The 11,582-nt window shown below is 66.6% G+C and carries 11 protein-coding genes and 4 tRNA genes; 5 read left to right on the top strand and 10 right to left on the bottom strand.

Annotated features, from left to right (window positions below; translation table 11 throughout):
- The 4 genes from ASE31_RS31165 to ASE31_RS19845 all read right to left on the bottom strand — a co-directional run.
- Positions 1-96 (bottom strand): GTP-binding protein (locus tag ASE31_RS31165; protein WP_033470817.1); only part of this gene is annotated, 96 nt, incomplete at its 3' end.
- 75 nt (positions 97-171) lie between these two features.
- Positions 172-246: transfer RNA gene (locus ASE31_RS19855), tRNA-Thr, on the bottom strand.
- A 64-nt stretch (positions 247-310) separates the two neighbouring features.
- Positions 311-384, bottom strand: a tRNA-Gly gene (locus ASE31_RS19850).
- Between the two features lie 69 nt (positions 385-453).
- Positions 454-539, bottom strand: a tRNA-Tyr gene (locus tag ASE31_RS19845).
- A gap of 154 nt (positions 540-693) precedes the next feature.
- Here ASE31_RS19845 and ASE31_RS32965 point away from each other — a divergent pair.
- The gene (locus ASE31_RS32965) at positions 694-999 is read left to right on the top strand and encodes a diguanylate cyclase (protein WP_082604273.1); all 306 of its coding nucleotides are present in this window, start codon (positions 694-696) and stop codon (positions 997-999) included.
- Positions 1,000-1,074: 75 nt separating this feature from the next.
- Here ASE31_RS32965 and ASE31_RS19840 read toward each other — a convergent pair whose 3' ends face one another.
- From ASE31_RS19840 to ASE31_RS19830, 3 genes are all read right to left on the bottom strand, one after another.
- On the bottom strand, positions 1,075-1,416 hold the full coding sequence (locus tag ASE31_RS19840; protein ID WP_057203543.1) for a hypothetical protein: 342 nt from the start codon (positions 1,414-1,416) through the stop codon (positions 1,075-1,077).
- 285 nt (positions 1,417-1,701) lie between these two features.
- Positions 1,702-1,777, bottom strand: a tRNA-Arg gene (locus tag ASE31_RS19835).
- Between the two features lie 67 nt (positions 1,778-1,844).
- Positions 1,845-2,495 carry a TetR family transcriptional regulator gene (locus ASE31_RS19830; RefSeq protein ID WP_057203542.1) on the bottom strand — a complete coding sequence of 217 codons (651 nt, stop codon included), beginning with the start codon at positions 2,493-2,495 and terminating at the stop codon, positions 1,845-1,847.
- A 163-nt stretch (positions 2,496-2,658) separates the two neighbouring features.
- Here ASE31_RS19830 and ASE31_RS19825 point away from each other — a divergent pair, with 163 nt between their 5' ends.
- From ASE31_RS19825 to ASE31_RS19810, 4 genes are all read left to right on the top strand, one after another.
- Positions 2,659-3,963, top strand: coding sequence for an efflux RND transporter periplasmic adaptor subunit (locus ASE31_RS19825; RefSeq protein WP_057203541.1), 1,305 nt, complete (start codon positions 2,659-2,661; stop codon positions 3,961-3,963).
- A gap of 9 nt (positions 3,964-3,972) precedes the next feature.
- Entirely contained in the window at positions 3,973-7,128 is a 3,156-nt protein-coding gene (locus ASE31_RS19820; RefSeq protein ID WP_057203540.1) for an efflux RND transporter permease subunit, read from the top strand.
- Positions 7,121-8,557, top strand: a complete 1,437-nt coding sequence (locus ASE31_RS19815; protein WP_057203547.1) for an efflux transporter outer membrane subunit — start codon at positions 7,121-7,123, stop codon at positions 8,555-8,557. Before ASE31_RS19820 ends, ASE31_RS19815 begins: the two co-directional genes overlap by 8 nt.
- 158 nt (positions 8,558-8,715) lie before the next feature.
- Positions 8,716-9,282, top strand: a complete 567-nt coding sequence (locus ASE31_RS19810; protein WP_057203539.1) for a cytochrome c5 family protein — start codon at positions 8,716-8,718, stop codon at positions 9,280-9,282.
- Between the two features lie 58 nt (positions 9,283-9,340).
- Here ASE31_RS19810 and ASE31_RS19805 read toward each other — a convergent pair whose 3' ends face one another.
- From ASE31_RS19805 to ASE31_RS19795, 3 genes are read right to left on the bottom strand one after another with little or no spacing between them, the layout of a single operon-like run.
- Entirely contained in the window at positions 9,341-9,874 is a 534-nt protein-coding gene (locus ASE31_RS19805; protein WP_057203538.1) for a DUF2946 family protein, read from the bottom strand.
- Positions 9,867-10,892, bottom strand: a complete 1,026-nt coding sequence (locus ASE31_RS19800; protein ID WP_200961136.1) for a YheT family hydrolase — start codon at positions 10,890-10,892, stop codon at positions 9,867-9,869. Before ASE31_RS19800 ends, ASE31_RS19805 begins: the two co-directional genes overlap by 8 nt.
- 11 nt (positions 10,893-10,903) lie before the next feature.
- Positions 10,904-11,353, bottom strand: a complete 450-nt coding sequence (locus ASE31_RS19795; protein ID WP_057203537.1) for a nuclear transport factor 2 family protein — start codon at positions 11,351-11,353, stop codon at positions 10,904-10,906.
- Positions 11,354-11,582: the final 229 nt, after the last annotated feature.

Below are 11,582 nucleotides of genomic sequence, written 5' to 3'. Positions count from 1 at the left end.
GATGGCCGCCGTCAGGGTCGTCTTGCCATGGTCCACGTGGCCGATCGTGCCCACGTTGACGTGAGGCTTCGTGCGCTCGAATTTACCTTTTGCCATTTTTCCGACTCCGAAAAAAATCTACAACTACACAACAAGGTTTCGGCACAACCTGAAGCGGATGCACCAGAATTTTGGTGCCCATGGCGGGAATCGGACCCGCGACCTCTCCCTTACCAAGGGAGTGCTCTACCACTGAGCCACATGGGCAATTGAAACTGCTTTCGCAGCATCAAAAGACTTCTACTTCTCAACCAACCAGCAAACCGAACAATGGAGCGGGAGACGGGAATCGAACCCGCGTCATTAGCTTGGAAGGCTAGGGTTCTACCATTGAACTACTCCCGCACTGCCAACTGGCCCTGCGACCCCAGCCCCGCGAAGGACCTGCCGCAACCTGCTTTCATTTTCTTCTACTGGTGGAGGGGACTGGATTCGAACCAGTGTAGGCGTAAGCCAACAGATTTACAGTCTGCCCCCTTTAGCCACTCGGGCACCCCTCCGGAGAATTTCGAATTATAGCACTGAATTTTTGCACTTCGCAAAAGTGCCAGCCGAAAAATTCCAAACACTACTTTTCATCCCGAACATTCCGCCGCACTTCTTGCGAGAGCACCGGCGTTTTTGTCCGAGACTTCGATTCTATGCCACCCACGGATGCCCTGGCGCCAGCCTGAGGCTTTCTGCACCAAAAAAATACCACCCCTGCGCCGAGGTCCACACGGCCCTCTCGTCTCGCCGCCAGCGCCACAGAGCCGGCCAGCGACCTCGGGTGGCGATGGCACCCTGGCGCGGCGGGCGATCCTGCAGCACGGCAGCGAAGAGATGATGCGCTGGCAGCGCTACCGCAATCCCTTCTCGGTACTGCTGCCGGACATCGACCACTTCAAGGCCGTCAATGACCAGCATGGGCATCTGGTGGGAGACCGGGTGCTGGCGGAAACCGAGGCTCCCGCCGCCTGATGCACATGCACATGCACATTCCCATGCCCGGGCAGGCCGGCGAGCGCCGCGCCCTGCCGCCGTGGCATGCCTACCTCATCTGCGGTCATCCACCACATTGAACTCGAAGCGGAACTGCACCGCCACTTTCTCGGGCAGCGTGACCACGACACGCGTCTCCTGCGGATGAAGCACCGTGCTGCCATCGGCCACGACAGCGCCGTGGGCCACGGTCAGCACCTCGTCCTTGCTGGTCGCGGTGCGGCGCGTGGCCTCCCAGCCAAACTGCCCTGGCCGCAGCTTCTGGCGCTGCACCCAGGCCCAGATCTTCACGATCTCGGCATCCACCTCGGCCTGCAGGGCCCGTGGTGTCTGGGCCTGGCCGGAAAACTCGTAACGGTCCTCACGGAGGACCCATTTGAATAGCAGATGCGACATGGGGGGAGAAGATGTTGTTCCAGGGTTGTGCCGCAGCCATCGACATCAGCACTATGGCGCGGCCTTTGCAGGCGGCATCAGGAACGAAGGCAATGGATGGAAAGTGGCGGCACGGCAATGCACCAGGCACCTGGCCCGGCGGCACTCGGCACGAACAGGGGCCGACAAGGCCCGGCACCGAAGACGCGAAGCCACACCAAGGCAAGCATGGGCGCGCTGCGCAGCGCTGCGGTCAGGTGCAGGGAGCACGCTCGCGTGTACATCCAGGTTCATTCCGGAAGATGGTGGTGCGGCTGGCGGGGATCGAACCCACGACCCTTGGCTTCGGAGGCCAATACTCTATCCACTGAGCTACAGCCGCATGCGTGTAGCTTTGGATTATCGCATGCAGCAGGCCCCCTCCAGCACAAGCGGGGCCCACCCAACGTTCACGGCCTGTCCGCAGCTGGCGCCGGAACCCCGAGCCGAAGGCCCAGCCCGGAAATGAAGGCATCGGTACAGACCTGGCCGATGCCGACGAGATCGAACACCCCGTTGGAGAGGATCCAGTTCTGGATCAGGCCATCGAACAGCGCGTGCAGCCCCATGGCCGCGCCCATCGGCGATACCGGCATGGCCGCGTGCTGGGCCTGGGCCGCCAGCTCGAAATCACGGGCCAGTTGGCGGATGAACCCATCACTGGCAGCCAGGTGGCGCTCGCGCACCGCCACCAGCTCGCCCACATATTCCACCTTGTGCATGGCGATCTCGAACACCCGGCGGGTGCGCTCGTCCGAGGCCACGCTCTCCAGCACCAGGGCCATCACGGCACGCAGGCGCTGCAGCGGATCGGGGCAGACGCTGGCCTCGAACTCGCCATAGCCCTGCTCCAGCGGCAGCGTCACCCGGTCCATCATGGCATTGAAGAGGTCGACCTTGTCCTTGAAGTGCCAATAGATGGCGCCCCGGGTCGTGCCGGCGGCCAGGGCAATGTCGCTCAAGGAGGCGCGGGAGACGCCCTTGTCGTAAAACACCTTTTCCGCTGCGTCGATCAGGCCGTTGCGGGTGGCAATCGCGTCCTCTTTGGTTCTGCGCACCATGGGTACAGCCTCTCATTCCGTGCAAATTCGCGGGCGGCCAGGGGTGGACGCCGCCTCTATTATACATCCATGGTTGTATGTATAATTGTCCATCTATTGGTAGAAACTCTTAGTCGCCGACGCAAATTGCTGGTCGGCGGTGCCTGCCGTGACCATACCGTTGATGCCCAACACAAGGACTCCCATGCCTCGCCTGCGTGACCCCTCTCCCCGCATTGCGCGCGTCCCTGCCCTGCAGCGGATGCTGCCAGTGGCCGCCCTGTGCGCCGTTGCCGTCTTTCTCGCCGCGTGCGGCAAGGCCGATGCCCCGGCCGCAGCCGGCGGCGCCCCCAAGATGCCCCCCGTGGAGGTGGGCGTGGTGGTTGCCACACCGGGCGACGTGGGCCTGATCACCGAGCTGCCCGGCCGGGTGGAAGCCTCGCGCGTTGCCCAGGTGCGCGCACGGGCCGCCGGCATCCTGCTGCAGCGCCAGTTCCGCGAAGGCAGCGACGTGAAGGCGGGCCAGCCCCTGTTCCGCATCGACCCGGCCACCTACGCGGCGGCCGCCGACAGTGCCAAGGCCAGCCTGGCCAAGGCCGAGGCCAATCTGGCGCAGGCCACGGCCACGGTGGAACGCTACCGCCCACTGGTCGCCGCCAACGCCATCAGCAAGCAGGATTTCGTGAACGCCGAGGCCACCCAGAAGCAGGCCCAGGCCGATGTGGAGGCCGGCCGCGCCGCCACACGCACGGCGGGCATCAACCTGGGCTACGCCAGCGTGACGGCGCCCATCTCCGGGCGCATCGGCCGTGCCCTGGTGACCGAAGGCGCGCTGGTGGGCCAGGGTGAAGCCACGCCGCTGGCCATCATCCAGCAGATCGATCCGGTGTACGTGAACTTCACCCAGTCGGCCACCGATGTGTTCCAGCTGCGCCGTGCCATGGAAAACGGCCAGCTCAAGCGCGCGGGCGGCGAAGCGGCCAGCGTGAAGCTGCTGCTCAGCGATGGCTCGGCGTACGCACACCCCGGCAAGCTGCTGTTCTCGGACCTGTCGGTCGATGCCAGCACCGGCCAGGTCACGCTGCGCGCCGAAGCGCCCAACCCCAAGGGCGAGCTGCTGCCTGGCCTGTACCTGCGCGTGCAGATCGAGCAGGCCCAGGCCAGCAATGCCATCACCCTGCCACAGCAGGCCGTGACGCGCACCCAGCAGGGTGACACGGTGAGCGTGGTCGGCGACGACGGCAAGATCAGCCCGCGCAGCGTGAAGATCAGCGCTGCGCAGAACAACCGCTGGGTGGTGCTCGATGGTCTGAAGGCCGGCGAGAAGGTCATGGTCGACGGCTTCCAGAAGCTGCAGATGCTGCCCCCGGGCACGCCCGTGAAACCCGTCCCATGGCAGGCTGCCGGCGCCGCGCCAGCAGCGGCCCCTGCCGCCGCCGCAGCCTCGGACGCGGCACCCGCCGCAGCAGCAGCTGCATCGAAGCCATAAGGGGCATCCATGGCCAAGTTCTTTATCGACCGCCCGATCTTCGCGTGGGTGATCGCGCTGTTCATCATGGTGATGGGCGGCGTGGCGATCACGCAGTTGCCGATCGCGCAGTACCCGCCGGTGGCACCGCCATCGATCGTCATCAACGCCGCCTACCCCGGCGCATCGGCGCAGACGCTGGAGGACAGCGTGCTGTCCGTCATCGAACGCGAGATGAACGGCTCACCCGGCCTGATCTACATGGAGTCCGTGGCCCAGGCCGATGGCTCCGGCAGCATCACGCTGAGTTTCCAGCCCGGCACCAATGCCGAGCTGGCGCAGGTGGACGTGCAGAACCGCCTCTCGCGCGCTTCTCCTCGGCTGCCCTCGGCCGTGACGCAGCAGGGCGTGCGCGTGGACAAGTCGCGCTCCAACTTCCTGTTGTTCACGATGCTCTCGTCGACCAACCCGAAGATGGACACCGTGGCCCTGGGCGACTACGCCTCGCGCAACATCGTGCCCGAGTTGCAGCGCCTGACCGGCATCGGCCAGGCCCAGCTGTTCGGCACCGAACGCTCCATGCGCATCTGGATCGACCCGGCCAAGATGGTCAGCTTCAACCTGTCATCGGCGGAGATCACGGCCGCCATTCGCGCACAGAACGCGCAGGTGGCCAGCGGCACCATCGGTGACCTGCCCAATGTGGCCGGCCAGGGCATCGCCGCCACGGTGGTGGTCAACGGCCAGCTGTCCAGCGTCGAGCAATTCGGCGCCATTGTGCTGCGCGCCAACCCCGACGGCTCCACCGTGCGCCTGAAGGACGTGGCGCGTGTGGAACTCGGTGGCCAGGCCTACTCCACCTCGGCACGCCTGAACGGCAAGCCCGCCGTCGGTATCGGTGTGCAGTTGACCCCGAGCGGCAATGCGCTGGAGGCCGCCAAGGCCGTGCGTGTGAAGATGGACGAACTGGCACGCTTCTTCCCCGAAGGCACGGAATGGAGCATTCCCTACGACAGCTCGCGCTTCGTGGACATCTCCATCACCCAGGTGGCCATCACGCTGCTGGAAGCCGTGGCCCTGGTGTTCCTGGTGATGTTCCTGTTCCTGCAGAACTGGCGCTACACCATCATCCCGACCATCGTGGTGCCCATCGCCCTGCTGGGCACGTTCGCCACGCTGCTGGCCCTGGGCTTCTCGATCAACGTGCTGACCATGTTCGGCATGGTGCTGGTGATCGGTATCGTGGTGGACGATGCCATCGTGGTGGTGGAAAACGTCGAACGCATCATGAGCGAGGAAGGCCTGCCGCCGCTGGAAGCCACCCGCAAGGCCATGCGCCAGATCTCGGGCGCCATCATCGGCGTGACCGTAGTGCTGATCTCGGTGTTCGTGCCGCTGGCCTTCTTTGCAGGCTCCACCGGCAACATTTACCGACAGTTTTCGGCGGTGATGGTGACCTCCATCGCATTCTCGGCTTTCATGGCGCTGTCGCTCACGCCAGCCCTGTGCGCCACACTGCTCAAGCCGGTGGAAGCCGGCCACCACCATGAAAAGAGCGGCTTCTTCGGCTGGTTCAACCGCGGTTTCTCACGCACCGCCAAGGGCTATGAAGGCGTGGTATCACGCATCCTGAAAAAGGCCGCGCGCTACCTGATCATCTACGCCGCCATCGTCGGGGCCGTGGCGGTCGTTTACATGCGCCTGCCCACTTCGTTCCTGCCAGGTGAAGACCAGGGCAACATCATCGTCAACGTGCAGCTGCCGCCAGGCGCCACGCAGGAGCGCACGCTGGCCGTGATGCAGCAGGTCGAGGAATTCATCCTCAAGCAGCCCGAGGTGCAGAGCATGGTCGGCGTGCTGGGCTTCAGCTTCTCCGGCCAGGGCCAGAACGCGGCGCTCGCCTTCGTGACCTTGAAGGACTGGAAGGAACGCCACGCCCCCGGCCAGTCGGCCCAGGACCTGGCCGGCCGCGCCTTCGGCGGGCTGATGGGCATCCGCGATGCCTTCATCTACCCGCTGAGCCCGCCCCCCATTCCCGAGCTGGGCAATGCCAGCGGCTTCTCGTTCCGCCTGCAGGACCGCAGCGGCGCCGGGCACGAAGCGCTGATCAACGCCCGCAACCAGTTGCTGGGCATGGCATCGCAGAGCAAGGTGATCACCCAGGTGCGCCCCGACGGCCTCGAAGACGCGCCGCAGCTGCAGATCGATATCGACCGCGACAAGGCCAACGCACTGGGCGTGCCGTTCGACGCGATCAACTCGGCCCTGTCCACGGCCCTGGGCTCCACCTACGTGAACGACTTCCCGAACCAGGGCCGTCTGCAGCGCGTGGTGGTGCAGGCCGATGCACCGGCACGCATGCAACCCGACGATCTGCTCAAGATCAACGCCACCAACAGCCAGGGCAAGCCCGTACCGCTGTCGGCCTTTGCCAGCACCCGCTGGATCAAGGGCGCGCAGCAGACGGTGCGCTACAACGGCTACCCTGCTGCGCGCATCTCGGGTTCGCCCGCGCCCGGCATGAGCACCGGCGCAGCCATGGCCGAGATGGAAATGCTCGCGGCCCAGTTGCCCGCAGGCTTTGGCTACGAGTGGACGGGCCAGTCCCGCGAAGAAAAGCTCGCCGGCTCGCAGTCGCTGATCCTGTACAGCTTCGCCATCCTGGCGGTGTTCCTGTGCCTGGCCGCACTGTACGAGAGCTGGTCGATCCCGCTGGCCGTGATCCTGGTCGTGCCGCTCGGCGTGCTGGGCGTGCTGCTGGCCACCCTGCTGCGCGGCTACGCGAACGACGTGTACTTCCAGGTGGGGCTGATCACCATCATCGGTTTGTCCGCCAAGAACGCCATCCTGATCATCGAGTTCGCCAAGGACCTGCAGGCCCAGGGCAAGGGCGTGATCGAGTCGGCACTGGCCGCAGCCCACTTGCGCTTTCGGCCCATCGTGATGACCTCCCTCGCCTTCGGCTTGGGCGTGGTGCCACTGGTCATCGCCTCGGGCGCGGGCTCGGCGAGCCAGCGTGCCATCGGTACCGGCGTGCTCGGCGGCATGATCACCGGCACGGCGCTGGCCGTGTTCTTCGTGCCCGTGTTCTTCGTGGTGGTGCGCAGCCTGTTCAAGGGCAGCGCGCGCCAGCAGGAGATGAATCGGCGCCATGCACAAGAAGCAGGAGTTGGAACCCATGACTGATCGACGTACCCCCCTGCCCCTGGCTGTGGCCGCCGCTGTGGCGCTGCTGCTCTCCGGCTGCTCTTTCATTCCCACGTACGAGCGCCCCGCAGCGCCCGTGCCCGGCACCTACCAGGCGGGCACGGCCACGCCTGCCGGTGCTGCCACCGCAGCCGCCGTGCCGTGGAAGGACTACTTCGCCGACCCGCGCCTGCAGACCCTGATCGGCGCAGCGCTGGCCAACAACCGCGACCTGCGCGTGGCCGCGCTCAACATCGAGCAGGCGCGTGCACAGTTCCAGATCCGCCGGGCCGACCAGTTCCCCAGCGTGGGCCTGGGTGTCAACGCCAGCCGGGGGCCCTCGGCCTCCAATGGCGACCTGACCAACTCGTTCAGCGTGGGACTGGCCCTCTCGGCCTGGGAGATCGACTTCTTCGGGCGCATCGCCAGCCTCAAGGAGCAGGCGCTGGCGCAGTACCTGGCCAGCGAGGAAGGCCGCAACGCCGCCCAGGTCAGCCTGGTGGCTGCCGTGGCCAATGGCTGGCTCACACTGCTGGCCGACGAAGAGTTGCTCAAGCTCTCACGCCGCACCCTGACCTCGCGCGAGGAATCGGTGCGCCTTACGCGCCTGCGCCTGGATGCTGGCGTGGCCTCGGAACTCGATTTCCGCCAGGCGGAATCGCTGACGCAGGCCGCGCGCGCCACCCTGGCACAACAGCAGCGCCAGCGTGCGCTGGACGAAAACGCGCTGGCCCTGCTGCTGGGCCAGCCGGTGCCGGCCGACGTGCTGGCCAGCCTGGCGGGCAGCACGCTGGCCAATGCGCCGGCCATGGCCGCCCTGCCTGCCGGCCTGCCGTCGGAGCTGCTCACGCAGCGCCCCGACATCCGCCAGGCCGAACAGCAACTGATCGCGGCCAACGCCAACATCGGCGCTGCGCGCGCTGCGTTCTTCCCCCGCATCTCGCTGACGGCGCAGGCCGGCACGGCCAGCGGCGAGCTCTCGGGCCTGTTCAAGAGCGGCTCCTGGGGTTTCACCCTCGCGCCGTCGCTGCTGCTGCCGATCTTCGACGCGGGCCGCAACCAGGCCAACCTGCAGAGTTCGCAGGCCTCGCGCAGCATTGCCATGGCGCAGTACGAGAAGGCCATCCAGACGGCGTTCCGCGAAGTGTCCGACGCGCTGGCCGGCCAGTCCACCCTGGCCGAGCAGTCCGACGCCCAGCAGCGCCAGGCCGAGGCCGAGGAAGCGCGCCTGCGCCTGGCCGACCTGCGCTACCGCAACGGCGTCTCCAGCTACCTGGACCTGCTGGATGCCGAGCGCTCCCTGTTCGCCACTCAGCAGGGTGTGGTGCAGGTGCGACTGGCCCAGTTGCAGAACCAGGTGCTGCTATACAAGGCCCTGGGCGGCGGTGGTGCGGTCGAGCCGGCCGCCCCTGTGACGGCAGGCTCCTGAGCGCTTTCGGGCGGCCACTGCCTGCTGCAGTGGGCCGCCCGGAAATGTTTTCTGTGCCTTTCAACACGCACGTCGCGCGCGCTTCAGGGCCCGGGGGCCCCGGCAGATATAATTGAAGGTTGATTGCATCAAAGCCCCACGATAAACCCGAGGAAGTCATGAGCGACACCCACCACGAAGAAGCCCATACCGGCCCGATCAAGAACCCCAAGCAGTTGCTGATCGCGGTACTTGCCTCGTTTGTGATTCCGATTTTTGCCATCATCGGCCTCGTCCTGTACGTCACCTCGGAGAACAAGCCGGCGGCCGGCGCGGTAGACACACAGAAGGCGACCGCCGCGCGCATCCAGAAGGTAGGCATGGTCGAAGTGCGCGACGCCAACCGGCCGCTGGCCAATGGCGAAGCGGTCTACAAGGCCCAATGCGCCGCCTGCCACGCCACGGGGGCAGCAGGGGCACCGAAGTTTGGCGATGCCGCCGCCTGGGGCCCTCGCATCGTTGCAGGCCTGGACGCTCTGGTGAATTCGGCGCTCAAAGGCAAGGGTGCCATGGCGCCGCAAGGCGGTGGCGATTTCAGCGACACCGAGATCGCGCGCGCCGCGGCCTTCATGGCCAATGCCGGTGGTGCCAAGTTCCAAGAGCCTGCAGCCCCCGCGGCGGCGGCTTCCGCCGCAGGTGACGGAGCATCGGCCGCAATGGTGCCAGCGTCTGGCGCATCGCAATAAGCGAACTGCGCGCGCCAAGCAAAAGCCGACCCTGCGAGGTCGGCTTTTTTGTGGGAAATCAGGCAGCGGTGGCGTGCCGAGCTGCCGGGCTGGGCACGAAGCCATAGCGGGCAGGCAGTTCCTCGGCCTGCACCTCCACCGGCGTCCAGCGCCCCTGCTCCACCGCGTCGGCGGCCAGGCCCACATCCAGGGTGTGCACGAGGCCCAGGCCCAGGGGCGTGGCCAGGTAGACACGGCCTTGCGCATCGAGCAGGCATTGCTCCACGGTCGTGGGCTTGCCGGTGTGGGAGGTCACCGATCCATCGATGGCCAGGCGCCAGACCAGCGGTGTGGCTTCGAGCTCGACATACACGCGCTGCGGCCCGTTCTGGAAGAACCACTGCCCGGCTTCGTCGGCTTCGTAGTTGCGGTGGATGAAGTCGATCAGCTTTTCGTGCTGCAGCAGCGAGCCCTTGGCCTGTGGAAACGGGCCGGCGGCCTGCGTCCTGTCGTCGCGCATGTACCAGCGCCCGCGCGCATCCAGCCCCAGCCAGCCGTAGCAGTCGGGCACGTTGGGCCATTTGGCCAAGGCCTGTTTGACGATGTCATCCATGCCGCGATTGTGCCCCCGCGCCAGGATCTTCCGTGTCAGCCTGCGCCGCGAGCCAGGCGCCCACGGTGTCCGGCATGGCGCGCACATGGCCGGGCAGGCGTCCCTTGGCAAAGCCCACGTGGCCGCCATGCGCGGGCTGCCAGAGGGTGACGCACGGGCCCACCTCGCTCACACTGGGCAGGCTGCTGGCCGGAACGAAGGGGTCGTTGCGCGCATTCACCACCAGGGCCGGGATGCGGATGCGGTGCAGCAGCGGCTTGGCCGAAGCCCGCAGCCAGTAGTCCTCGGTGTTGCGAAAGCCATGCACCGGCGCGGTGAAGACGTTGTCGAATTCATACAGGTCGCGCGCCGCCAGCAGGGCCTGGCGGTCGAACAGGCCCGGGTGCTGGGCCAGCTTCTGCAAGGCCTTGGGGACCAGACTGCGCATGAACATGCGGGTGTAGACCTGCCGATTGAAGCCACGCCCGATGGCATGCCCACCGGCGGCCAGGTCGATGGGCGAGCACACCGCCGCCACGGCATCGGCACTGCGGCCGGCCTCCTCGCCCACCTCGGCGGCCCAGCGCAGGAGCGCATTGCCCCCGAGCGACACGCCTGCCGCCATCAGCGGGCCTTTGTGGCCAGCACGCAGGCGCTGCAGCATCCAGCCGATCTCGGCATGGTCACCCGAGTGGTAGGCGCGCGGGGCCCGGTTGATCTCGCCGCTGCAGCCACGGAAATGCGGCAACGCGCAGGCCCAGCCGCGCTCGCGCGCAAGGTCGGCAAAGGCCTCGCTGTAGTGGCTGCGCGAGGAGCCTTCCAGGCCGTGGAACACCACCAGCAGCGGGCGCTTCGTGCCCGGTGCCACCCCATCGTCCAGGAAGTCCACATCCACGAAATCGCCATCGGGCGTGGCCCAGCGCTCGCGCCGGTACCGCGGTGATGCGCCGAAGGCACGGCGCGAGTACAGCGCGGGCCAGATGGTCTGCAGTTGCCCGCCGGGCAGCCACCGTGGCGCCGTGTATTGCAGGGAGTGCATAGAGTGCAGCGTCAATGCAGCACCGGCTGCTGCGCCTGCATGGCCTGTACGTCCTCCACCACGCCCGCGCTGGCGTGGTGCACCACCAGGCGCCAGCCCTGCGGGGTCTTGTGGTACACGTTGGTGGCAATCACGATGGCGCGGTGCATGCCGTCGGGCAACATCACCTCCACATGCTCGGCCACGCTGTGCACGGCGCTGGACAGCGCCTGCACGCGGCGCACCTGCGTCGGCCGGGCACGCACCGTGCCGTTGGCAAACATGGCCTCGAACGCCGTGCGGATGGCGCCCGCCCCTACGAGCCGGGGGCCACCCGGGTGCACGCAGACGATGTCCTCTTCATCCGCCCAGCACGACATCAGCAGTTCGATGTCGCCCCGCTGGAGTGCGTCGTAAAAAGCGGCTTCGGTCTCGTCCGAAGAACCGCCCTGGGTGGCTGCGGTGGGTCGTGCACGTGGCATGGGCAAAAAAGGGGATTGTGGGCGTGCGCCTATTGTGCGCGGTCCGCTGCCGCAGCGGATGGACCGGCATGGAACCGCCGTGGACAGCCTCTGCTCGACCCCCACCATCGTCCCGATTTTCGCTACGGGTTTTCATGTACCCAGACCCGGGAAGCGCCCGCTCGTTCCACTGAGGCTCGGGTAAACCCTTCAAAGTTCCTTCGGCATTGTTTCCAATACTGGAACAGTT

This window comes from Acidovorax sp. Root217, from assembly GCF_001428645.1.
In the GTDB taxonomy this organism is placed as follows: Bacteria; Pseudomonadota; Gammaproteobacteria; order Burkholderiales; family Burkholderiaceae_C; genus Acidovorax.
This window is presented reverse-complemented; position numbering and strand designations above follow the sequence as displayed.